The following is a 23,604-nucleotide window of genomic DNA, read 5'->3' as shown; positions in this document are numbered from 1 at the left end:
CCAGCTCAGACCGCGTACTCGGACCTGACGTCCCGGGTCCGCATGTGCTCGAACCAGAACGACAGGAACGGGACCGTCCCGGCCAGTGCGGTCAGCAGGGTGCGGGAGGCCGGCCAGCGGGCCTTGATGGCCAGGTCGAGTGTCATGAACAGGTAGAAGATGTAGAAGACACCGTGTGCCTGGCCGATGTAGGTGAACCAGTCGGGGGCGTCGGAGGAGTTCTCGATGATCAGGTACTTGTAGATCATCTCCACCGTCAGGACCAGCAGCCACACACCGGTGATCCACGCCAGGACGCGGTACCGCGCGAGCGCACCGCGGATCTTCCCGCCGGGGTCCGGCTTGCGGTGGTCGGTCTCCGGGGTGGCGTCAACGGTCATGTGTCGGTTCTCTCCTCGTGACGGTCGCCGGCGGCCGCGTCCTGGCGGGCCAGTTCGGCGAGGTATGAGTTGTAGGCCTCCAACCCCTCGTCGCGGGTCGGTTCCTCCGCGACGGGGCGCCGGGCGGGGAGGAGGTCGGCGGGGATCTCCGTGACGGCCCGTTCCCGCCGGCGCGCACCCCGGCGAGGGGGCGTACCGCCGGGGCGGGCGCCGACCTCGTCGTCGTCACCCTCACCGTCCGCGTGTCCGGCGGCACCGGCACCGGCCTCGGACACGGCCGTGTCGGCCTCGTCCGCCTCCAGCCGTACATACCTCAGGTAGGCGTACACGAGGAAGCCCGCCAGGAACGGCCACATGAAGGTGTAGCCGAGGTTCTGGACCGTGCCCGTGGCCTCCTGGTAGCGGTCCAGCTGCCAGAGCCCCATCCCCAGGCAGAAGATCGAGCCCAGGACAACGAACGCGATCCACGAGGGGCGGTGCCTGACCTTGGCGGGAGCCGGCGGACCGGAGGCGGCGTCGCCTCCGACCGTGTGGGTGCTCAGGCTGTCGGACACCCCTCAACGATACCGCCGTCGGCGCGGTAAGCTCACCTCGCCCGGTACCCCCGGGTTGGCGCCCGTGGCGGAATTGGCAGACGCGCTGGATTTAGGTTCCAGTGTCTACGGACGTGGGAGTTCAAGTCTCCCCGGGCGCACCGTTGTCGGTCGCGGGCCGGTCGAGCTCGTGTGGTCAGTCGAGATCGTCGATCAGGCGCGCGAGGATGTCGTTCATCGTGAGCAGTCCGATGAGCTCGTTGCCGCGGACCACGACCAGGCGGTTGAGGTGGTACCGGCTCATCATGGCCGCGGCCTGGTTCACCGACAGGTCCTCACCCACGGAGATGGCGGGCTTGACGGCGGCGTCGTACACGTTGAGCAGGTCGACGTCGCCCTCCTCGACGATGATCGCCCGCAGCAACTCGTTGTAGCTGAGCAGGCCGTAGGCGTCGTGGGGGTGCTGGCGTTCCACCACGAGGCTCTTGACCCGCTTCGCGCGCATCATCGACAGCGCCTCGCGCAGGGTGGCGAACGGCGAGATGGTGATCACCTCGGGGACCATGACCTGCGTGACGGTGAGCATGGGGGACCTCCTGTGGGGTCGTACGGTCGGGATGGGGCGGGCAGGGGCGGGGTGCTGCGTGGCGGGGTCGAGCGGGCGGGCGTGACTCAGGTGTCATCCCGGCGCATGTACTCCTCGAACTTCACCAGCTGCCGGGGGTCGATCCCCGTGAGGTGCTCGATGGGGACGTTGAAGGCGATGCCGCGGGAGTTGTCCCCGTCGACGAGGACCTCGTGCAGCGCCTTGAGGATCGGGGTGGCCAGGTGGGTGCCCACGACCATGAGCAGCACCGACTGGGACCCCTCGAAGGTCAGGCCGAAGAACGTCTTCTTCTGTTGCCCGCCGATGCCCTTACCCTCCAGGATCGTCACCCCGGTCGCGCCCGCGCGTTGCGCGACCTCGATGGCGGGGTCCTCGAGTTCGGGAGGGGCGATCACTACGACGGCCGTGAATTTCATGACGCTTCCTTCTGCAGGCGGGGGATCTTCTCGAGGACGATGGCATAGAGCAGGACGGAGATGATCGGGAAGATCGAGGCGAAGGCGATCAGCCCGAAGCCGTCGAGCAACGCGCTGCGGCCCTCGATCGCGCTCGCCAACCCGATGCCCAACGCGGTGACCAGCGGCACGGTGACCTCGGAGGTGGTCACCCCGCCGAGGTCGAAGGCCAGGGCGACGATGTACTTCGGGGCCAGAGCCAGCAGGACGAGGACCACGGCATAGGAGACCATGATGAAATAGTGCAGCGGCCCGCCGGTCAGGATGCGGAACACCCCCAGGGCGATCCCGACCGCCACCCCGGTGGCCACGACCAGGCGGATGGCGGTCGCGTTGATCCCGGCCGGTGAGACGTTCTCCGCCTGGTCCGCGACCGCGACCAGGGCCGGCTCGGCCATGGTGGTGGCGAACCCGATGAGCAGGGCGAACAGCAGGATCAGGGCGGGGATGTCGCGGTCGATCAGCTGCTCCGCCATTTGGGTGCCCAGGGGGAACAGTCCCATCTTCAGGCCCACCACGAAGGCGTAGAGCCCCACGAGCACCATGACGAACCCCACGGCCACGCGCAGCGGGTGGGACAGCTTACGGCGCAGCGCCACGTATTGGAAGAACAGGACGACGATCACCATGGGCGCCACGTCGCGCACCATCTCGGCCAGTCCCACCACGTGTTCCAGCCAGAGGGGCGTCCCGCCGGTCTCCTCCGCTCCGGTGGTGGGCGTGCCGCCGCCCCCGCCGAAGGTGTAGACCCACATGCCGTAGAGCTGGACCCCGATCATGGGCACCATCACGCACAGCGCCACCAGGCCGAAACCGTCCGTGAGCGCGCTGCGGCCCCGGATCGAGTTGGCCAACCCGATCCCGATCGCGGCGATCAGCGGCACCGTCACGACGTTGGTGGTCACCCCGCCCGAGTCGAAGGCCAGCCCCACGATCTCCGGCGGGGCCACGAACGTGGCCACCAGGACCACGATGTACCCACCGATGAGGATCCGGTGGACCGGCCAGCCCCGCAACACGCGCAGGATCCCCAGGACCAGGACGAGGCCCACGGACACGGCGATGACCACCCTCAGGACGACGCCGTCGACGCGTCCCTCGCTGATCAGTTCCGCCTGCTCCGCGACCGCGATCAGGGCCGGTTCGGCCACGACCGCGGCGAATCCGATGGCGAAGCCGAAGGTGAGGAGCAGCCCGAGCGCACCGCGGCGGGTGAACTGGTTGGCGAGGTTCTTGCCCACCGGGAAGACGCTGAGATCCAGACCCTGGAGGAACAGGGCGATCCCCACCCCCACGATCAGCAGACCCGCGACCAGCTGCACGGGGTCCTCGGGCATCCGGCGGAAGACCAGCAGCTGGAAGGCCGCCACCACGGCCACGATGGGCAGCAAATTCCGCAGGGCCTTCCGGAACTCCAGGGCGAAGTGGCGGAGATGCTCCATGGAGGCTGGCGTCCTCTTCCGGGGTCGGGTCGACAGGCGGCCTGCCTCCCAGTCTGACGCACGACCCCGGGGGCGTCCACGAAACGGCGGCGCGACGGTGGTCGGGGCCCCCGGGACGGGGCTCGTCCACCGGCGGGCTCACCGATCACGTCACCGGCGTCGGTCCGGGCGGAGCGCGGCGACGACAGTGGCGACGATCTGCTCCACCGACCACGAGACCGGGCAGGAGATCCCGTCCTCGTCCGGCGCCAGCGGCTCCAGCGTGGCCAGCTGGGACGCCAGGATCCGGGGGGAGGCGAAGTGCCCGCCCCGGGTCGCGAGCCGGGCCGCGAGAAGCTCCCGGCCGCCCCGGAGTTCGACGAAGAACACCGGGCGGTCGACACCCCGGAGGGCGTCACGGTAGGCGCGACGCAGCGCCGAACACGCGACGACGAGACCCACACCGGCGGTCGTCTCGGGGGCCGGATCGCGCCCCGACCCCGATGTGAACCGGCTCTGCTCCGCCATCCGGGTACGGACCGCCTCCAGCCACGGCTCGCGGTCGAGGTCGGTGAGCGGCTCGCCTGCGCCCAGCTTGCGGCGGTTGGCGGGCGGGTGCAGGTCGTCAGCGTCCACGAAAGGGGCGCCGATCCGTTCGGCGATCGCTTGCGCAACGGTCGATTTACCGGCACCGGTCACGCCCATCACCACGATGTGCGTCATCGGCGTCGTGACCGTCCGCTGCGGATCCGGCGACCGGGATCAGATGGTGAAGGCCATCGATTGGAGGATCCTCCGGCCCAGGTCCTCGTCGCCACTGATCTCCACACCGTTGCCGGGCTCCGCGGAGATCCTGCCGGTCGCGGCGCGGACGAAGGTCGGGGTGTCGAAGACCAGCTCGACCGTGACCCGTGCGGAGTCGTCGACGTCCACGAGTCCCGCCCGGCCGGCGACCAGCACATCGGTGGCCAGGGACGGGTCGGCATCGGAGTCGCCCTTCACCTGGAACCGGACCCGCGAACCGTCCGGGGCCCCGGCGTTCTTGCCCACGATCCGGGGCAGGGCGCGCGCGATCTCCTCGAGAGCGAACCTCCCCACGCCGCTGTCGAGGTGGTGCGTCATGCCGAGGGCGTGACGGATGTCGTCCTCGTGGACCCAGCAGTCGAATACGCGCACCCCCATGAAGCGTCGGAACGGCACGCGGCCGACGGGGGAGTCCGTCTCGGCCTCGAGGGCCTCGGCGGTCATCTCGGAGAGCTGGGTGGTGCGCTCGGCCACGACCTCGCGGAAGTCCGCGAACGCGTCCTCGACCGCCAGGGAGCGCGCCTCCTGGACGAACTTCTCGTTGAGCTCACCGATGGGGTTGCGGACGTACTCGTGGACGGAGTCGGGCAGGTCGACGTCCGGTACCGGCTCGCCGGCCAACAGGTGCTCGGTTCCGGCGATGTGCGCCACCACGTCGCGCACCGTCCAGCCCGGCAGCGCGGTCGGGGTGGCCCAGTCGTCCCTCTTGAGTCCCGCCAGGAGCTCGTCGAGATGGTTCCACTGCTGGATGAGGTGGCGGATCTCGGCGGGGGCGGCGTCGCTGTCGATGGTGTCCATGGCGACAAGGCTAGTGCCGGGCGGGAGAGCCGCGCGGCGACTTGCAGCCGTGGCCGGGTGACCGCCGCGGAACACACCGACCCCGGCGCCGCAGGGTAGTGCGGACGCCGGGGTCGGTGATCAGGACGTGCGGCGCGAGGTCAGAGCTCGCGCGCGGGAGTCGTCGTGGCTCCCTCGGGATCGTCGGGGTGACCGACGTAGTGCACGATGCTGGCGACGAGTCCGCCCCAGATCACGAGCAGGAACAGCACCATCATGATGATCGCGGAAGCGTCCATGGCTCAGGCCTCCTTGGGCGTGTGGGTGGGGGCAGGGTTCTCGTCGGGACGGGTGAGTCCCTCCTCGTAGACGTAATCGCTCGGGTCGTCGTCGACACTCGGCGGTCCGTCGAGCTGGCGGGCCCCCCGCCAGGGCAGGGCCGACAGGATGATCGACAGGACCAGGATGGTCCCGATCATTCCCCAACCCCAGACGCCCAGGATGGCGGCGTCATAGCCCTCGTAGGGCTCGGAGACGAGGGTCATGATCTCGCGGATCAGGGCGTACCCCAGGACGACCGGGGTGATAACGGCCAGGCACACGATCCAGAACGAGCCGACCTTCCACGAGGACACCGAGTTGAGGTGGTCGCGCAGGGTGGGGCCGAGGCGCATCACGAAGATCACCACGATGAGGGCGATGAGGGTGATGCCGACGATGCCGAGGCTGTTGACGAACTTGTCCATCACGTCGAGGTTCTGCAGACCGGTCTCGGTGGGCATGAGCAGGATCGAGGCGGCCGCCATCGGGATGCCGACGGCGAGCACCGAGGCGGTGCGGCTGCTGCCCATCTTGTCCTGGAAGGACGAGATGACCACCTGGACGATGGAGATGAGCGAGGTGATGCCGGCCAGGATGAGGCAGACGAAGAACACCACGCCCCAGATCGGGCCGCCCGGCATCTGCGAGATCAGGGCCGGGAAGGCGATGAACGCCAGGCCCGGGCCGCCACCGACGTCCTCCCAGCCCGCGCCCGCCGACGTGGAGACGAGGAAACCGAGGGTGGCGAACACGCCGATGCCGGCGAGGACCTCGAAGGCCGAGTTGGAGAAGCCCACGACGAGCCCGGAGCTCGTGAGGTTGGACTTGCGCTTCAGGTACGAGGAGTAGGTCAGCATGATGCCGAAGCCCACCGAGAGCGAGAAGAAGATCTGCCCGTAGGCCGCGATCCACACGCTCGGCTCGGTGAGCACGCCCCAGTCCGGGGTGAAGAAGTTGTTGAGGCCGTCCATCGCGCCCTCGAGGAAGAGCGACCGCACGACGAGGGCGGCGAAGAGCGCCACGAGGAGCGGGACGAAGAGCAGGGCGGTGCGGCCGATTCCCTTCTGGACGCCCGCGAGCAGGACGCCCAGCGTCACGATCCACACCACCACCAGGACGATCGCGATGCCCGGGACGAAGTCGACGCCGAAGCCGCTGCCCGCGCGGAGGAAGTCCTCGGCGAAGAACGACGCCGATTCCTCGTACGTCTCACCCCACCGCTCGTCGATCGAGAACCACGCGTATGAGGCGGCCCACGCGATGATCACCGCGTAGTAGACGGCGATGACGAACGACACCAGGACCTGGATCCAGCCGATCGGCTCGGCGAAACGGTTCATCCGCCGGAAGCTCAGCGGCGCGGAGCCGCGGAAACGGTGGCCGATGGCGTAGTCGAAGAACAACAGCGGGAGGCCCGCGGTCAGCAGGGCCACGAGGTAGGGGAGCAGGAAGGCGCCGCCACCGTTGTCGTAGGCGACAAAGGGAAAGCGCCAGATGTTGCCGAGGCCGACGGCGGAGCCGATGGCGGCAAAGACGAAGACGGAGCGACGGGAGAATGTCTCTCTCGGTGTCGCCGCGCTCCTGGTGGGCGGGCTGGTCATGGTCGACTCCTTGTGGGGCGATCGGGCGGCGGATCCGCCGGGTGTGACGGACCGACGATAGGTGTGGTCTCCACTACTTCCCATATCTTCACGGCGGGTTGTGGTTTTGGTGACCATTTCGACGCATTCGCGGCACCGAATCGTGTTACCAGCGGGACTACAGTGATCTCATGAGGATGCAGCGAAGAAGTCCGTGGGTGGTGGGGCGCAGGCTGGCTGCGGCCACGGCCACGGCCGCGGTCGCTGTGGCGGTGCTCGCCGCCCCCACCCTCGCCGCCCCCACCCTGGCCACCCCGTCACCGGCCGTCGCCACCCCGGCGGCCCCGTCGCCGGCCGTCACGGCGCCCTCCCCGGCGGAAGTGGTGCGCGAGACCGGGTCGTGGTTCTCGCACGGCTACACCCTCGACCTGCGCGCGGACGGTACGGGAATGCTGGCCGCCTGGGTCGGCGCGTTCGACGGCACCAGGGTCCAGTTGCGACTGATCCCCGCACCGGGGCCGGCGACCGTCGCCGAGGTGACCGCCGTCGAGACGGTCGGGCGCGGGGGACTGGCAGCGGACCAGCAGCCGGGCGTGGGGGGACTGGTCACCGTCGCCTTCGGGGACGAGGTGCGGACGGCCCACGTCGAGTGGTCGTCGGGTCCGCGCCGACTGGCCGCCGATCTGTGTCCTGTCGAGGGGCTCGACGCCGAGATGATGGCCGCCCTCCGCTGCGGGGCCTGAGGGGGAGCCGGCGGCGCGAGGCGCCCGCGACACGCCGTCGAGGGGAGGCTCCCCCCTGAGAAGGAAGTAACGATTCGATAACGACGCGTGATGGAACCTGAGGTGTCCCTCACCTGTGCATATGAGGGAACCGTCAGGTTCAAAGTGTGACCGTCGCCACTTCCGGACCCCGTCAGGCCTCCCCCCGACGGACGGACGTACCCCCTCAAGCTGAGGAACGCCTCAAGTTCCTGTGGCAGTCTGTGCCCTGCGTCGGACCAGTACCCGGTCTCGGCGCGGAGTTGTTCCAGACGAAGTTGCCAAGGAGTTCCACACGTGACGATCGACGACCGCGACCTCACACCCCGCCCGCTCGAGACCGGACACGCGGCCCGCCGCCAAGCCCGGGCGCTCGCGGACGATCTGCGTGAGGGAACCGCCTACGCGCTCGCCTTCGGAGGGCAGGGCATCGCGTGGCGCGACGCGTTGAGCGATCTCATCGACGGCACCGGGATCGGTCCCGAGCTGCAGGACCTCGTCGACTCCTCCGTCGCCCTCACCGAACCCGTCCACGACGAGATCGCGGTTGTCCGGCCCCACGGTTTTCGGCCCATAGAGTGGGCCAACACCACTACCGGCGAGGACGAGGACCACGGCGACCTGCCCGAAGAGGCATCGCTGTCCTCTGCCGCGGTCTCCCTGCCCGCCGTCCTGCTCACCCAGGTGGGTGCCGTCCGCGCGCTCGCCGCCGAGGGCTTCGACGTCAACGACACCGCCCCCGCCGCGGTGGTCGGGCACTCCCAGGGGATCCTGGCCGTGGAGTCGGTCCAGACCTTCGGATCGGTCGACGACCGCCTCCTGGCGGTGGCCGAACTGATCGGCGCCGCGGCCACCCTGGTCGGTCGCCGCACGGGCCTGTTCCGTCGCGGTGAGGCCAGCCCCATGGTCGGGGTGTCGGGCATCGACGGCGCGGAGCTGCGAGCCCTGGTCGACGAGGTCTTCGCGGCGGTCGACCCCTCGCTGCGGCCCACCGTCTCCATCCGCAACGCCCAGCGACGCCACGTCGTGGTGGGCCGTCCGGACGACCTCGAGGACCTGCGCCGGCACTGTGCGGACCTCGAGGCCGAGTCCCGCCGCCGCCGCGAGGCCAAGCTCACCGGCGGCGAGGTCTTCGCCCCCGTCTTCGACCCCCTCGACGTGGAGGTCGGGTTCCACCACCCGGCGATGGCACCCGCCGTGGACGTCGTGTCCGACTGGGCGGCCCGCTGTGGCCTGGACACCGCCCGTGCGACCGCTCTGGCCCGCCAGGTCTTCGTCGAGCCCGTCGACTGGGTCGAGGAGATGGCGGAGGCCCTGCACTCCGGCGCCGACTGGATCCTCGACATGGGCCCCGGCGAGGCTCTGACCCGCCTCAACCGCTCGGTGGTCCGCGGTCAGGGCGTCGGCGTGGTCGCCGCCGCCACCCGCGGCGGCCTGCGCAACCTCTTCACACCCGGCGCGACCCCGTCGATCGAGCGTCCGTGGACGGCCTACCAGCCCCAGCTCATCACCCTGCCCGACGGCACCGTGCACGTGGAGACCTCGTTCACCCGCCTCACCGGGTGCTCGCCGATCCTGCTGGCCGGGATGACCCCGACCACCGTGGACCCGGAGATCGTCGCCGCCGCCGCCAACGCCGGCCACTGGGCCGAGCTCGCCGGCGGAGGACAGGTGACAGAGGCGATCTTCGCGGAGAACACCCGCCGTCTGGCCGAGCTGCTCGAGCCCGGCCGCAGCGTCCAGTTCAACTCCCTCTTCCTCGATCCGTACCTGTGGAAACTCCAGGTCGGCGGCAAGCGACTGGTCCAGAAGGCTCGCGCGGCGGGCGTTCCCTTCGACGGGGTCATCGTGACCGCCGGCATCCCCGAGCTCGACGAGTCCGTGGCCCTGATCGAGGAGCTCACCGAGGCGGGACTGCGCCACGTGAGCTTCAAGCCCGGGACCGTCGCGCAGATCCGCCAGGTCGTGCGGATCGCGGCCGAGGTCCCGCACATGCCGGTGATCGTCCACGTCGAGGGCGGCCGGGCCGGGGGACACCACTCGTGGGAGGACCTCGACTCGCTGCTCCTGGCCACCTACCCCATGCTGCGCGACCGGCCCAACGTGGTCCTGTGCGTCGGCGGCGGGATCGGCACCCCGGAGCGGGCCGCCGATTACCTGACCGGGTCCTGGGCCAACGCCCACGGGTTCCCGGCCATGCCCGTCGACGGCATCCTCGTGGGCACGGCCGCCATGGCGACTCTCGAGGCCACCACCAGCCCGCAGGTCAAGCAGCTCCTCGTGGACACCGTCGGCGTGGACCACTGGGTCGGGGCCGGACAGGCCGAGGGCGGCATGGCCTCGGGCCGCAGCCAGCTCGGCGCCGACATCCACGAGATCGACAACACCGCCGCCCGCGCCGGGCGCCTGTTGGACGAGGTCGCCGGTGACGCCGACGCCGTGGCCGAGCGCCGCGAGGAGATCATCGCCGCGATCAACGGCACCGCCAAGCCGTACTTCGGGGACCTCGGATCCATGACCTACGAGCAGTGGCTTCGTCGGTTCGCCGAGCTGTCGCTCGCAACCGCTCCCACTGTCGGCACCGCCTCCGAGGCGGAGGCCGCCGGCGGCCGCTCGGTGTGGCTCGACCCCACCATCCGTGAGCGGTTCCACCGCATGGTGCAGCGCGCCGAGGCCAGGCTGGATGCCGCGGACTCCGGGCGCATCGTGTCGGCTTTCCCCCTCGTCGAGGCGATGGAGCAGCCCACCGAGGTCGTCGACGCACTCGCGGACCGCTACCCGGACCTGGCCACGGCGACCCTGCACCCCGCCGACGCCGCCGAGTTCTTCGACATCTGTCGCATGCCGGGCAAGCCCGTCCCGTTCGTGCCCGTCATCGACGGCGACGTCCGTCGCTGGTGGCGCTCCGACTCACTGTGGCAGGCCCACGACGCCCGGTACGACGCCGACGCCGTGTGCATCATCCCCGGCACCACCGCGGTCGCCGGGATCACCCGGGTCGACGAGCCGGTCGGCGATCTGCTCGATCGCTTCGAGTACGCCACCGTCGACCGCGTCCGCGAGTACATGCCCACCACCCAGGAGGTGAGCAGCCGCCGTCGCGGGACCGTGACCACGGCGCAGGGCCCGGTCGCCGACGTGCTCAACGCTCCCGACGTCTCGTGGGCGGGCCGTCTGGTGGTGAGCCCCGTCCACCGCCTCGGGGTCCTGCACGCCTGGGAGATCGACCCGAGCGGCATCGGGTACCACCCGGTCTCCGGCGCCGTCCTCACCCCGGGCCCGGACGGCCGCACCGTCGACCTCACGCTGCCCATCGGCCCGACCGAGATGACCATCACGATCACCCTGGGCGACGGGGTCGCCACGGGCGCCGCCCCGGTCGTCACCGATGACGCCGCGGAAGCCGCCATGCGCACCCTCCTGAGCACCGCCGCCGGCGTCGGCCGCGGCGGCGCCGGGGGCACCGCGATCGACGCCCTGCCGGAGGTCACGGATGGCGTGGCCACGGCCCGGTTCACCTTCGAGCCCACCCTCGCCTCCGACCACACCGGTGTCACCGCCGGCAGTCTGCCCACCTCGCTCATCACCTCGGACGGCGTCCCCGACGCCCTCGTGGGTCCGGCGTGGCCCGCGGTGTTCGCGGTCCTCGGTGAGGCGCGTCGCCCGCGCGGCGGCGGAACAGCTGTCGAGGGAACGGTGGTGGAAGGTCTGCTGGACCTGGTCCACCTCGACCACGGCATCCGCATGCACTCCGCGCTGCCCGCGCAGTCGACCGACCTCGTCGTCGTCGCCCGGTCGGGGGACGTCCGCGACACCGACCTCGGACGCGTCGTCGAGGTGTCGGTCGAGGTCGCCACGGTCGCCGCCGACGGTTCGCAGTCACCCCTGTGCACCCTGTCGGAGCGGTTCGCGATCCGCGGCCGCACCGGTGGTGCCGAGGTGGGTGACCCCCGGCCCGCCGGCGGCGCCCTGGTCACGGCCGAGGGCGGGGCCGCGAGCCCGGCCGAGACGAGCCGCCAGCAGCGGGTGTCCACCTCGCTCATCGCGCCGCACGACATGACCGCCTTCGCGCTGGTCTCCGGCGACCACAACCCCATCCACGTCTCCGACACCGCAGCCGACCTGGCCGGCCTCGGCGGGGTGATCGTGCACGGCATGTGGCTCTCGGCCGCCGCGCAGCACGCGGTCCAGGCCTCGGACGGCCGCGACCCCGCCCTGCGGATCGCCGGGTGGACCGCCCGCATGCTCGCCCCGGTCCGACCGGGCGACCACATCAAGGTCCGGGCCGTCCAGACCGGGCGCCACGCCGGCGGCCAGGTCCTCGAGGTCACCTGCACGGTCGACGGCGCCACCGTCATGGCCGCCACCGCGCTGACCGAGGCCCCGCGCACCGTCTACGCCTTCCCCGGCCAGGGCATCCAGGCCAAGGGCATGGGCATGGAGGGGCGCACCCGCTGCCCGGCCGCCCGCGAGATCTGGGACCGCGCGGACGCGCACACGCGCAAGGCTCTGGGGTTCTCCATCCTGGCGCTCGTCCGCGAGAACCCCACCGAGGTGACCGTCCGGGGCACCGTCCACCGGCACCCCGACGGCGTGCTCTACCTGACGCAGTTCACCCAGGTCGCGATGGCGTGCCTCGCCGTGGCGCAGCGCGCCGAGCTCGAGGCCGACGGGTTGTTCGTCGACGGGGCCTACTTCGCCGGCCACTCGATCGGTGAGTACGACGCCCTGGCCGCCATCTCCGGCACGTTGGAGCTCGAGCCGCTGCTGGAGATCGTCTTCCAGCGCGGGTCGACCATGCACGAGCTGGTCCCGCGCGACGCCGAGGGGCGGTCCGACTACCGGATGGCCGCGATCCGCCCGTCGCAGATGGGAATCGGTGACGACGAGGTCGTGGACTGGGTGGCCGGCGTAGCCGAGGACTCCGGTGAGTTCATCGAGATCGTCAACTACAACCTCGCGGGGTCCCAGTACGCCCTGGCCGGCACCGTCGCCGGCTGTAAGGCCCTGGAGAAGGCAGTCGAGCGCGAACTCAAGCGGTCCGGGGGCAAGAACGCCTTCATCCTTGTGCCCGGCATCGACGTGCCCTTCCACTCCACCGTCCTGCGCGGCGGCGTCCCGGACTTCCGGGCCACCCTCGACGCGCTGATCCCGCACGACATCGACATCTCGGTGCTCGTGGGCCGCTACATCCCCAACCTGGTGCCGCGTCTGTTCAGCCTCGAGCGCGAATTCGTGCAGGAGATCGCCGACCTCGTGCCGGCCGACTCCCTCGCCGAGGTCCTCGCGGACTGGGAGTCGTGGTCCGCCACCCCGACGCGTCTGGGACGCCTCCTGTTGGTCGAGCTGCTGGCCTGGCAGTTCGCCAGCCCGGTCCGCTGGATCGAGACGCAGGAGCTGCTGTTCACGCCGATCGAGCGCGGTGGACTCGGCATCGAGTGCTTTGTCGAGGTCGGTGTGGCCAACGCCCCGACCGTGGCGAACCTCGCCTCCAAGACCCTCGACCTGCCCACGCACCGGGGCCCCCGCGCCCAGGTGCTCAACGTCGAGCGCGACTCGGCGACGCTGTACGGCACCCTGCCGCCCAGCGTGGAGGTCGACGACGACGACTCGGTAGGCGCCACCGAGTCCACCAGCGGGTCGAGCGACGCAGGTTCGACCAACACCGCGGCCGCCGACCAGGCGGCCCCCACAGACCCCGCACCGGCCGTCAACACCCCCGGCACGGCCGGTGCGGACCGATCCACCCCCCCGGCAGTCGAGGCCGCCCCCGGCGCACCCCGCCCGGACGACCTGGACTTCGGCGCCCCCGCCGCCACCCGCATGCTGGTGGCGCTGCGCACCAAGGTCCGTCCCGAGCAGATCGCCCCCGGCGACTCCATCGAGACGCTGTGTGACGGCGTCTCCTCGCGCCGCAACCAGCTCCTGCTGGACCTGGGCACGGAACTGAGCCTGGGCGCCATCGACGGCGCGGCCGAGGCGGACTTCCCGACCCTGTCCGACCAGGTCTCGCGCCTGGCCCGCGGGTACTCGCCCTTCGGCCCCGTCCTGTCCGACGCGGTAGGCGAGGCGCTTCGTGCGGTCCTGGGCCGCACCGGCAAGCGGCCGGCGTACATCACCGAGCGCGTCACGGGCCCCTGGGAGCTCGGACCCGGCTGGGCGCAGCACGTCACCGCGGAGATCGCCCTGGGCACCCGCGACGGCGCCTCGATCCGCGGTGGCGACCTGGCCACCCTCGACGCCTCGGGCGTCAAGGACGTGGCCGGGCTGGACGCCCTCATCGACGCGGCCGTGTCCGCCGTCGGCGCCGCGAACGGCGTCGCCGTCGCCATGCCGTCCTCCGGGGCCGGCGGCGGCGGAGTGGTCGACTCCGCGGCCCTGTCCGAGTTCGCCGACGAGATCACCGGAGCCGACGGGGTCCTGGCCCGCGCCGCACGCGGCGTGCTCACCCGCCTCGGGCACCTCGAGCCGGACGCGGTCGACCTCCTCGCCGAGGCCGATCCCGACACCGAGCTAGCTGACCTTGTGGCCGCCGAGCTGGGCGCCGACTGGCGCCGCGTCGTGGCCCCGGCCTTCGACCCGGCCCGTGCCGTGCTCCTGGACGATCGCTGGGCCTCGGCCCGCGAGGACCTGGCCCGGCTCTGGACACGGACCGACGTCCCCGCGGACGCCGCGGAGGCCTTCCGCGGCGCCGGCGACATCGTGGCCGAGCAGGCCCGCTGGTGGGCCGGTCGGGCCGCCGACGCCCGCCGGGACGCCCTCGCGGTCGCCTACCGGGAGATCGCGGAGACGGCCGCCGAGGAGTTCGTCGGCCAGTACGCGGGCGACGTCGCCGTCGTCACCGGGGCCGGCAAGGGCTCCATCGCCGCCGCCGTCACCGGAAAGCTCCTGGCGGGAGGGGCCACCGTGGTCGCCACCACCTCCAGCCTCGACCAGTCCAAGCTGGCCTTCTTCAAGGACCTCTACCGCTCCCAGGCCCGCGGTGGCGCGGTGCTGTGGGTGCTGCCGGCCAACCTCACCTCGTACTCGGACGTCGACGCCCTGGTCGAGTGGGTCGGATCCGAACACGCCGAGTCGGCCGGGGGACAGACCACCGTCCTCAAGGCTCCGCTCACTCCGACGCTGCTCTTCCCGTTCGCCGCCCCACGCGTCCAGGGCTCGATGGCCGACGCCGGACCGCGGGCCGAGACCGAGATGCGCGTCCTGTTGTGGGGCGTGGAGAAGCTCGTGGCCGGCCTCGGTGCGATCGGCGCCGATACCGACGTCGACTCCCGACTGCACGTGGTGCTGCCGGGCTCGCCCAACCGCGGGATCTTCGGCGGCGACGGGGCCTACGGCGAGGCCAAGGCCGCACTCGACGCCATGATCGCCAAGTGGGGTTCCGAGAAGTCCTGGTCCGAGCGCGTGACGTTCGTCCACGCGATCATCGGCTGGGTCCGGGGCACCGGGTTGATGGGCCACAACGACCCGCTCGTCGAGGCCGTCGAGGCCGCGGGCGTGTCCACCTGGTCCACCGCCGGGATCGCCGACGAGCTGCTGGAATCCTGCACGCCGGACGTCCGCCGGGCCGCCGGCGAGGCTCCCCTCACCGTCGACCTCACCGGAGGGCTCGGCTCCGCCGACCTGGACATGGCCGCGCTCGCCGCGGACCGGCCGGCGGCGACGTCCGAGACCTCCACCGACGACGCGGACGGGACCATCGCGGCCCTGCCGTCGCTGCAGACCGTCACCCCCGACGAGCGCCCCGAGTGGGGCGAGGTCACGCAGGACCTCGAGGACATGGTCGTGATCGTGGGATCCGGCGAGGTCGGCCCGTACGGCAGCGCACGCACCCGCTTCGAGGTGGAGACCACCGGTGACCTCAGCGCGGCCGGCGTGGTGGAGCTGGCCTGGTCCACCGGACTCATCACCTGGGAGGACTCGCCGCGCGCCGGCTGGACCGTCACCGAGTCCGGCGACCCTATCGACGAGGCCGAGATCGCCGAGCGGTTCCACGACGAGGTGCTGGCCCGGGTGGGCGTGCGCACCTACGCCGACGACGCCCGCGCGGAGATGTTCGCGGGCACCTCGCCGCAGCTGACCTCGGTGTTCCTGCCGGAGGATCTGTCGTTCGTCGTCGACGACGAGGGCCAGGCCCGCGCCTACCAGGAAGACGATCCGGAGAACACCGTCGTCACCCAAGGCGAGGACGGCGAGTGGACGGTCACCCGCAAGGCGGGAACCGAGATCCGCGTCCCCCGCCGCACCACGCTCACGCGCATCGTGGGTGGCCAGATCCCCACCGGCTTCGACCCCACGGCATGGGGCATCCCCGCCGACATGGTCTCCGGTATCGACCGGGTGGCGGCGTGGAACCTGGTGGCCACCGTGGACGCCTTCATCTCCTCGGGCTTCACCCCGGCGGAGCTGCTGGCCCACGTCCATCCGGCCGACGTCGCCAACACCCAGGGCACCGGCATGGGCGGCATGACCAGCATGCGCTCGCTCTACATCGACGGGATCCTCGGTCGCAGCCGCGCCAACGACACGCTGCAGGAGGCCCTGCCCAACGTGGTGGCCGCCCACGTCATGCAGTCCTACGTCGGCGGCTACGGCTCGATGGTCCATCCGGTGGCGGCCTGTGCCACCACCGCGGTGAGCGTCGAGGAGGGCTTTGACAAGATCCGCGCCGGCAAGGCCGAGTTCGTGGTGGCAGGCGGGTTCGACGACCTGTCCACCGAGGGCATCCAGGGCTTCGCCGACATGTCCGCCACCGCCGACTCCGCGGCCATGGCCGCCAAGGGGATCGACGAGCGCCACTACAGCCGCGCCAACGACCGGCGGCGCGGCGGGTTCGTCGAGTCCCAGGGCGGCGGCACCATCCTGCTGGCGCGCGGCGACGTCGCGGCCCGCATGGGGCTGCCGGTGCACGGAGTGGTGGCCTGGGCGGGGTCGTACGCCGACGGTGCCCACACCTCGATCCCGGCCCCGGGGCTGGGTGCTCTCGGCGCCGGTCGCGGGGGACGACGGTCGCCGCTGGCCCGGGGTCTGGCAGAGCTCGGACTGACCGCGGACGACCTGGCCGTGGTGAGCAAGCACGACACCTCGACCAAGGCCAACGACCCCAACGAGTCGGATCTCCACGAGCGTCTCGCCGCGGCGATCGGTCGCTCGGACGGCAACCCGCTGTTCGTCGTGTCGCAGAAGTCGCTCACCGGGCATGCCAAGGGGGGCGCGGCCGCGTTCCAGCTCATCGGCCTGACCCAGATGCTGCGCTCGGGGACGCTTCCCCCGAACCGGGCCCTGGACTGCGTCGACGACGTCCTGGACCGGCACCGGCACCTGGTGTGGCTGCGCGAGACCGTGCAGCTGGGCGGGGACCTGCCGCTCAGGGCCGGTCTGCTCACCTCGCTCGGCTTCGGTCACGTGTCAGGCCTGATCGCCGTGACGCATCCCGAGGCCTTCCACCGCGCGGTGGCCGCGCAGCTCGGCGAGCAGGAGTCCGAGCGCGTCCGCGAGGCCGCGCTGACCCGCGAGCGTGAGGGCGCACGGCGACTGACCGACGCCATCTACGGCGGCGAGTCCCTCTACAGCCGTCCCGAGGCCCGGCGCCTCGGTGAGGGGTCAGGAGATGAGGTCAAGGAGTGCGAGGCCGCGGTGCTGCTGGACCCCGCGGCCCGGATCGACGCCGACGGCGTGCTCGCGGCGAGCGACTGGGTGTAGTGAGCCCGGCGGTGCGGGGCGTCGGGGTCGACACAGTCGACCTCGGCGCCTTCGCCGCGTCCCTGGCCGAGCCGGGGACGCGGCTCGCCACGGCCTTCTCAGCTACAGAGCGACGGCAGTGCCGCGAGCGCGCCGAAGCCCGGGGGGCCGGCCGCGGCGCCGCCACGGCGCGCGCGGACGGGCCGGATGCGCGCACCTCGTCGTCGTCATCGGACCGGTCCGACCCTCTGGCCCGCCACCTCGCCGCGCGGTGGGCGGTCAAAGAGGCCGTGGTCAAGGCGTGGTCCTCGGCCCTCTACGGCTCGCCCCCGCCGATCGCGCCGGACCTGCTGGTCTGGTCCGAGATCGAGACCGTCTGCGATGCGTGGGGTCGGCCCGCGATACGCCTCGGCGGCGAGGTCGCCCGGCAGGTCGCCGCGACGGTGGGGGAGGGCGCGCGTTGGCACGTCTCGCTGAGCCATGACGGCGACGCGGCCGTGGCGTTCGTGGTGCTCGAGGGGCAGGGGTCCGGATAGGGGTGTGATGCGCTCTGGGTGCGCGATGCGCCCCTCGGATTGCGATGCGCCCACCTACCTCCGGGGGCGGAGGCGAATCCGAGGGGCGAAGCGCCGCGAGTGCCGACGGAGTCAGTCGGCCTGGGCTTCCTTCTCCGCCAACCAGAGGTATGCGGTGAGCATCCGCTTGAGTTCGGTGACGGTGGCGTCGTGGATGTCTTCGCCCGTGGCAGAACCGGCGCTGACAGAGAAGTTGAGCATCGAATAGGACACGTGGACCAGCACGTCGGCCATGAAGGCGCGGCGCTGCCGTTCGGTGGACGGCATGAGCGGGGCGAGCACGCTGGCGATCATCCTGGCCAGCTCGCGCTCGTTGACCGCAGCGGTGGCTCGAGTGGCGGGGGTGGCCTGCGTGGCCAGCCAGACCGCTCGCCGGGAGGGATCGCGCAGCCACAGATCCGCCAGGTGGTCGAGGAAGTCGTTGAGCAGCTCCGGCCAGTCCAGCGCGGGGATCTTCTGCGCGAAGCGTTCGACCTCCTCGATCACGCTGTGCGCGTCTTGGCGGTCCAGCTCGCACACCAGCACGTATTTGTTGGCGAAGAACTGGTACAGCGTCCCGATCGGCACTCCCGCGCGGGAGGCCACCTCCTCGCAGGTGAACGAATCGAATCCGACCTCGACCAGCACGTCGCGAGCGGAGGACAGTAGCGCCTGGAACTTGCGGCGGCTCCTCTCCTGAATGGGCCGTCGGCGGGGCACCAGGATGTTCGGCTCGTCCTGGACGGCCTCGTCCACGGCATCTCTGGTCTGGTCCTGCATCCGCTCGTGCGGTTCGGCCGACATGGGTGAACTCAGCCCTCCGCGGGTTCGGGCAGGTCCACGCCGAGGAGCTTGGCGAGCATGGCCACGTGACCCTTGGCTCTGACGTTGTACCGCGCCAGGGAGATCGTCCCGTCGGACTCCACGACGAACGTCGAGCGGATCACGCCCATCACGGTCTTGCCGTAGTTCTTCTTCTCGCCGAACGCGCCCCACTCGGTGAGCATGGTCTTGTCCGGATCGGACAGTAGAGGAAACGTGATGCCGTGCTTGTCCCGGAAGCGCTGGAGCTTCTCCGGCGCGTCGGGTGACACCCCCACCACCCCGATACCGGCGTCCCGCAGGTCCTGGAGGGCTCCCTCGAAGTCCACGGTCTCGGTCGTGCAACCGGGCGTCATGGCAGCCGGGTAGACGTACACGACCACTCGCCCGTGCGCGGTGAGCAGGTCCTGCAGCGACGTGGGGTTTGCGTCGGCGTCGGGGAGGGTGAAGGCGGGGGCGGTCTGGCCCACCTCGAGCCGTGGTGTGGTCACCGGTGCTCCTGGAGTCGGGTCGGGGTCTGTGATCACACCAACCTATCCGATGCGTCGGCGCGCGGGCGCGGATCATCGGCGGGTGCAGTACCGTGGGCGGGGTCCAGAATCCGCGGCCAGCCGCGTGACGAGCGATTGACGGAGGTCTCGTGTCCAGGAGTTACGACAGCATCGAAGGCGACATCGCCAAGGCGCGTGACGATCTCGCGACGACGTTGGACGAGATCGTCGACCGGGTCAATCCCAAGAACCTCGCCGAAGAGGGTAAGGAGAGAGCAGTCGCCGTCCTCACCGATCCCCGGGTACTCGCTGTGCTGGGCGGAGTGGCGGCGCTGGTCCTCGGAGGCATCTCGGTGTCGATCGCCAACAAGCGCAAGGAGCGGCGTCGCATCGAGGCCTATCTCGAGGCGCGTCGGGCTCTCTGAGCGGCCGCCGCTCACCACAACCCGCCGAGCGGCCGCCGCTCTCCACAGCCCGCCGAGAAGAGCGTTTCGCCCATTCCCGCTCGGGAAACGTGTGCGGAACGCTCTTCTCGTTGAATCAAGGGGGCCCGGCCGCGCCGCTGATACGACAAGGCCCCGGGTCGTGGACCCGGGGCCTTGTCTGTGGTGCGCCATCAGGGACTCGAACCCCGAACCCGCTGATTAAGAGTCAGCTGCTCTGCCAATTGAGCTAATGGCGCCCGCGTGGTGCGAGAGAAACAGTAACAGGGCCCCGCCATCAACACGAAATCGCCTGGTCAGGGCGGGGGTGCACGGCCAGGAGGCGGTGATCCTTTATCAATTCGATATGAAATGCAGAGGCGGACGCATGCATACTTGTGAAGACATCCCTCTGCCTCGGTTCACGGTCTGCAGGGACATGACGCTTGGAAGGGGCCATTAGTGAACGTGCGCCACACGGATCGGACCAGACGCCGGGCCCACGCCCGGTCGAGATCCCGGCTCGCTCTGGCCGCTGTGTTCGCGGGCTCCCTCGTGTTGACGGGCTGCACCATCGGGTCAGGAGGAGCGGACGACGCCCAGGTCGCCGAGGCCCAGGCGGAGCCGTCCGCGGTGATCGACATCTCCGTGGAGGACGGGTCGCTCGACGCCAACCCCGCGGAGCCGGTGGTGCTCACGGCCAGCGGCGGCCGTTTCGATTCGGTGGTCATGCGCAACCCGGAGGGCGTGCAGGTCCAGGGAGAGTTCAATCCGGATCTCACCGAGTGGCGGACCACCGAGAACCTGGGGTATTCCCGCCAGTACACGCTGGAATCCACCGCGACCGACGACGCCGGGCTGGTCACCCGGAGCAACGTCACGTTCAGCACCGTCACCCCCCGTGTCCTCACCGCGGCGTACCTCACGACGGGGCAGGGTGCGACGGTGGGCATCGGCCAACCCGTGGCGGTGATGTTCGACGAGCCGATCGCGGACCGTCGCGCGGCGCAGGACAACATCCACATCCGTACCGAGCCGGAGGTGGAGGGGGCCTTCTACTGGGTGTCCAACCAGGAGGTCCGGTGGCGTCCGGCCGAGTACTGGGCGCCCGGAACCACGATCGACGTCGATGTGGACATCTACGGTAAGGACCTGGGCGACGGCATGTACGGCCAGGAGAACGTGCGCAGCGACTTCCAGATCGGTGACGCGGTCATCTCCCGGGTCGACGACTCGACCAAGCAGATCGTGGTCGAGCGCAACGGGGAGGTGATCAAGACCATGCCCACCTCGATGGGCAAGGCCAGCTCGCCGACTCCGAACGGCACGTATGTGATCGGGGAGAAGTTGGCCTCCATGGTGATGGATTCCTCGACCTACGGCGTTCCGGTGGACTCGCCGGACGGATACCGCACGCCGGTGCAATACGCCACGCGGATGTCGTACAGCGGCATCTTCGTCCACGCGGCGCCGTGGTCCGTCTGGGCCCAGGGCAGCCAGAACGTGAGCCACGGGTGCCTCAACGTCACGACGGCCGACGCGAAGTGGTTCTACGACAACGCCAAGCGGGGCGATATCTTCGAGGTCTCCGGCACGGTCGGCCCGACGCTGCCCGGGTGGGACGGCCTGGGCGACTGGAACATCCCGTGGGAGACCTGGAAGGCCGGTAACGCGGACGCGGGCTCAGCCTGACGAGCGCGTAACCCTCAGCAGGAGTGATCGGCTCCGTTCGGGTCGCGTCGACCGGCGGCCCTGAACAGCGCACGACCGGGAGCCGCCGTGACGCCGTGGGCGAAGGTGCTGGCCACCACGATGAGCGTGCCCACTCCCAGCAGCAGTGAATCCGGACCTGCTCGGGACGCCTCCTCGGTCAGGTAGAACACCGCCGCGACCCCGACCGGTCCGAACCAGCCGAGGAACGCGGCTTCTCGGACACGCAGTCCGAGTGGGCGCATGAGGGCGAGCAGCACCGGCGGACGCCGGAGTACGAGCACTGCGGCCGTAAGTGCCAACGCTCCCCATCCCAACTCCGCCCACTGTTCCCAGGGGAGCATCGCGCCGAGGATCAGGAAGAACGGGAGGACCGCGAACTGGTTGATCGCTTCGTCGATCTCCACCTCCACCCGCCTCTCGTTCCCGGCACTGGTCAGGTTGAAGGCCAGCCCCGAGACGAACGCGGCGAACACCCCGTTGACTCCCAGCAGGCCCGAGCAGCCCAGGACCAGGAGCGCCAGCAACAGGGTGAACATGAGGATCGGGCCGCTCTCGACGGCGTCGTGGCGCTCCGAGAGATGGAGGGCCTTGGCTGCCGCCACCCCGGCGAGAACGCCGAGGAGCAGCGCCCCGAGGATCTGCCAGCCGATCTCGACGGCGGCCTGCCCGGCGGTGAGCGGTGTCGCGACAGCGAGCGCGAACAGGACGAGGGGAAGGGCCAACCCGTCGTTGGCACCCGACTCGAGCGAGAGCAGTTGCCGGTCCTCTTCGGGCAGGTCCCGCTCGGCGGCGTCACCGGTCACCGCCGCAGAGGACAGAACGGGGTCCGTCGGGCAGACCGCGGTACCGAAGAGCAACGCGACCGCGAAGGGGATGCCCAGCGCCCAGATCGCCAGACCGGTGGAGATGAGCGCCATCGCAGGCATCACCACCAGCAGCAGGAGGGCCAGGCGTCGCCAGTGACGTCGGATCGCGGCGAAGGGGTAACGCAGGGCCACGCCCATCACGGAGATGGCCAGGAGGATCTCCGCGCCCCGATGGAGCGTCGAGTGGTCGGCGACGATGTCGGGGACGTCGAGAACCCCGAGGATCGCCGGCCCCAGGGCGATGCCGGCCCCGAGCGCGATGAGGGGCTCCGACACGGGCCACCGGTGGAGCCTCGCGGACAGCGCGACGATCACGACGCCGAGCGCGCCGACGGTCGCGAGCAACAGATCGAGTGTGGACACGTGGCCTCCAGGTCAGTCTGATCCACCGGAACCATAGGCAACCCCGGGCGGTCTCGCCATCGGTCCCTGTGCCTCCCGGCGGGTAACCCCGATGGAGCGAGGAAGGGCCTCTCTGCCGGCTGCGGCCTCGGGCGATGAGAAACTGGACACATGTCCCGCGAGCGTGAGGTCACCCGGCCCACCGACCTCGCCCGCGGCCGCAGACTCGAGCCGGCCGCGGTCGGGTGGACCCGAACACCGCTGCACCGCACCGCGATCTCCGGGTGGGGTCGCACCAAGCGTTGGGAGTACTGGGGGTCGTGACCGATCGGTTCCTGGTGGGTCTGACCGTGGCCGGACTCGACTACCTGTCCACCTGCGCGGTCTATGTCCTGGACCGCCGTACCGGCGTGGAGACCTCGCGCGCTGCGGTCAGCCCGCTCGGCCGGCCGGCGTTCAGCGACGCGGCGGGGGTGGGGACCGTGCACGCGTCGGCCGGCGTGGGTTCGGGGCGCGTGCGCGTCGAGATCGACGACGACGAGGGCACCACCGCGATCAGGGTGCGGGCGGCGGGTATTCAGGTGAGCCTGGACTGAACCGCCCCAGGTTTCCCGCCGCCTCCTCTTGAGTCGAGGAGGATGGTTGTATGCCGAAGAAGATCGATCCCGCGGTCAAAGAGCGGGCGCTGCGGATGGTGTCCGAGCACCGCGGTGAGTTCGCGTCGTTGACGGCCTGCTGTGACCAGGTGGGACGCCGGTTGGGGCTGGGCAAGGAAACGGTCCGGAGGTGGGCTGTGCAGGCCGACATCGACGCCGGGGCCCGGCCCGGCGTCAGCACCGAGGAGAGCGCGGAGATCAAGCGTCTCAAGGCCGAGAACCGGCGGCTGACCGAGGACCTGGAGATCATGCGCCGGGCCTCGATTTTCTTCGCGGGGGAGCTCGACCCCCGCAACCGGTGATCTGCGAATTCGTCGACCAGATGAGGTCCGAAGGGCATGCGGTCGAGTCGATTTGCCGTGGCTTGCGCAAAGCAGGTCTGCAGATCGCCGCACGCACCTACCGCGAGTGGACTTCG

Annotated in this window: 19 protein-coding genes, 2 tRNA genes and 1 pseudogene; 9 read left to right on the top strand and 13 right to left on the bottom strand. The window is 70.7% G+C overall.

Annotated features, from left to right (window positions below; genetic code table 11):
- Nucleotides 1–5: 5 nt before the first annotated feature.
- The gene (locus tag H483_RS27660; protein ID WP_017836546.1) at nt 6–380 is read right to left on the bottom strand and encodes a DUF3817 domain-containing protein; all 375 of its coding nucleotides are present in this window, start codon (nt 378–380) and stop codon (nt 6–8) included.
- Nucleotides 377–934, bottom strand: a complete 558-nt coding sequence (locus H483_RS27655; protein WP_017836545.1) for a hypothetical protein — start codon at nt 932–934, stop codon at nt 377–379. Before H483_RS27655 ends, H483_RS27660 begins: the two co-directional genes overlap by 4 nt.
- 58 nt (nt 935–992) lie before the next feature.
- Between H483_RS27655 and H483_RS27650 the strand changes: the two genes are divergently transcribed.
- A tRNA-Leu gene (locus H483_RS27650) sits at nt 993–1,074 on the top strand.
- A gap of 35 nt (nt 1,075–1,109) precedes the next feature.
- On the opposite strand, the gene H483_RS27645 is transcribed toward H483_RS27650, so the two are convergent.
- The 7 genes from H483_RS27645 to H483_RS27620 all read right to left on the bottom strand — a co-directional run bounded on the left by H483_RS27645 (nt 1,110) and on the right by H483_RS27620 (nt 6,899).
- Nucleotides 1,110–1,499 carry a CBS domain-containing protein gene (locus tag H483_RS27645; RefSeq protein WP_017836544.1) on the bottom strand — a complete coding sequence of 130 codons (390 nt, stop codon included), beginning with the start codon at nt 1,497–1,499 and terminating at the stop codon, nt 1,110–1,112.
- Nucleotides 1,500–1,585: 86 nt separating this feature from the next.
- Nucleotides 1,586–1,936 carry a P-II family nitrogen regulator gene (locus H483_RS27640; protein ID WP_017836543.1) on the bottom strand — a complete coding sequence of 117 codons (351 nt, stop codon included), beginning with the start codon at nt 1,934–1,936 and terminating at the stop codon, nt 1,586–1,588.
- Nucleotides 1,933–3,417: a DUF1538 domain-containing protein gene (locus H483_RS27635; RefSeq protein ID WP_017836542.1), complete on the bottom strand. Its 1,485-nt coding sequence runs from the start codon at nt 3,415–3,417 to the stop codon at nt 1,933–1,935. Before H483_RS27635 ends, H483_RS27640 begins: the two co-directional genes overlap by 4 nt.
- A 150-nt stretch (nt 3,418–3,567) precedes the next feature.
- Nucleotides 3,568–4,119 carry a gluconokinase gene (locus H483_RS27630; protein WP_017836541.1) on the bottom strand — a complete coding sequence of 184 codons (552 nt, stop codon included), beginning with the start codon at nt 4,117–4,119 and terminating at the stop codon, nt 3,568–3,570.
- Between the two features lie 39 nt (nt 4,120–4,158).
- Complete coding sequence (locus H483_RS27625) at nt 4,159–4,998, bottom strand: maleylpyruvate isomerase family mycothiol-dependent enzyme (protein WP_017836540.1); 840 nt, start codon at nt 4,996–4,998, stop codon at nt 4,159–4,161.
- 140 nt (nt 4,999–5,138) lie between these two features.
- Nucleotides 5,139–5,276, bottom strand: coding sequence for a methionine/alanine import family NSS transporter small subunit (locus tag H483_RS38690; protein ID WP_017836539.1), 138 nt, complete (start codon nt 5,274–5,276; stop codon nt 5,139–5,141).
- A gap of 3 nt (nt 5,277–5,279) precedes the next feature.
- Complete coding sequence (locus tag H483_RS27620; RefSeq protein ID WP_017836538.1) at nt 5,280–6,899, bottom strand: sodium-dependent transporter; 1,620 nt, start codon at nt 6,897–6,899, stop codon at nt 5,280–5,282.
- Nucleotides 6,900–7,069: 170 nt separating this feature from the next.
- Here H483_RS27620 and H483_RS27615 point away from each other — a divergent pair, with 170 nt between their 5' ends.
- The 3 genes from H483_RS27615 (at nt 7,070) to H483_RS27605 (ending at nt 17,856) form a co-directional block, all read left to right on the top strand.
- A complete protein-coding gene (locus H483_RS27615; protein WP_238556270.1) occupies nt 7,070–7,621 on the top strand; it encodes a hypothetical protein in 552 nt (183 codons plus the stop codon).
- A gap of 315 nt (nt 7,622–7,936) precedes the next feature.
- The gene (locus tag H483_RS27610; protein ID WP_017836536.1) at nt 7,937–17,341 is read left to right on the top strand and encodes a type I polyketide synthase; all 9,405 of its coding nucleotides are present in this window, start codon (nt 7,937–7,939) and stop codon (nt 17,339–17,341) included.
- Entirely contained in the window at nt 17,341–17,856 is a 516-nt protein-coding gene (locus tag H483_RS27605) for a holo-ACP synthase (RefSeq protein WP_017836535.1), read from the top strand. Before H483_RS27610 ends, H483_RS27605 begins: the two co-directional genes overlap by 1 nt.
- Before the next feature lie 111 nt (nt 17,857–17,967).
- Here the strand turns inward: H483_RS27605 and H483_RS27600 are convergent, their stop codons facing one another.
- Nucleotides 17,968–18,678 carry a TetR/AcrR family transcriptional regulator gene (locus H483_RS27600; RefSeq protein ID WP_017836534.1) on the bottom strand — a complete coding sequence of 237 codons (711 nt, stop codon included), beginning with the start codon at nt 18,676–18,678 and terminating at the stop codon, nt 17,968–17,970.
- Between the two features lie 8 nt (nt 18,679–18,686).
- Nucleotides 18,687–19,187, bottom strand: a complete 501-nt coding sequence (locus H483_RS27595; protein ID WP_017836533.1) for a peroxiredoxin — start codon at nt 19,185–19,187, stop codon at nt 18,687–18,689.
- 149 nt (nt 19,188–19,336) lie between these two features.
- Between H483_RS27595 and H483_RS27590 the strand changes: the two genes are divergently transcribed.
- Nucleotides 19,337–19,612 carry a DUF3618 domain-containing protein gene (locus tag H483_RS27590; protein WP_017836532.1) on the top strand — a complete coding sequence of 92 codons (276 nt, stop codon included), beginning with the start codon at nt 19,337–19,339 and terminating at the stop codon, nt 19,610–19,612.
- Between the two features lie 181 nt (nt 19,613–19,793).
- On the opposite strand, the gene H483_RS27585 is transcribed toward H483_RS27590, so the two are convergent.
- A tRNA-Lys gene (locus H483_RS27585) sits at nt 19,794–19,869 on the bottom strand.
- A gap of 202 nt (nt 19,870–20,071) precedes the next feature.
- Here H483_RS27585 and H483_RS27580 point away from each other — a divergent pair.
- Nucleotides 20,072–21,301 carry an Ig-like domain-containing protein gene (locus H483_RS27580; protein WP_152427926.1) on the top strand — a complete coding sequence of 410 codons (1,230 nt, stop codon included), beginning with the start codon at nt 20,072–20,074 and terminating at the stop codon, nt 21,299–21,301.
- A gap of 14 nt (nt 21,302–21,315) precedes the next feature.
- On the opposite strand, the gene H483_RS27575 is transcribed toward H483_RS27580, so the two are convergent.
- A complete protein-coding gene (locus H483_RS27575) occupies nt 21,316–22,551 on the bottom strand; it encodes a cation:proton antiporter (RefSeq protein ID WP_017836530.1) in 1,236 nt (411 codons plus the stop codon).
- Nucleotides 22,552–22,701: 150 nt separating this feature from the next.
- Here H483_RS27575 and H483_RS39880 point away from each other — a divergent pair, with 150 nt between their 5' ends.
- From H483_RS39880 to H483_RS27565, 3 genes and pseudogenes are all read left to right on the top strand, one after another.
- A complete protein-coding gene (locus tag H483_RS39880) occupies nt 22,702–22,854 on the top strand; it encodes a hypothetical protein (protein ID WP_017836529.1) in 153 nt (50 codons plus the stop codon).
- The gene (locus H483_RS39875) at nt 22,851–23,126 is read left to right on the top strand and encodes a DUF2804 family protein (protein ID WP_017836528.1); all 276 of its coding nucleotides are present in this window, start codon (nt 22,851–22,853) and stop codon (nt 23,124–23,126) included. The genes H483_RS39880 and H483_RS39875 overlap by 4 nt, the downstream gene beginning before the upstream one ends.
- Before the next feature lie 50 nt (nt 23,127–23,176).
- A pseudogene (locus tag H483_RS27565) lies at nt 23,177–23,604 on the top strand (transposase); the annotation flags it as partial.

Source organism: Dietzia sp. UCD-THP, assembly GCF_000349585.1.
GTDB lineage: Bacteria > Actinomycetota > Actinomycetes > Mycobacteriales > Mycobacteriaceae > Dietzia > Dietzia natronolimnaea_A.
Note: the sequence above shows the minus strand (reverse complement) of the source record. Positions and strands in the feature narration are given on the sequence as shown.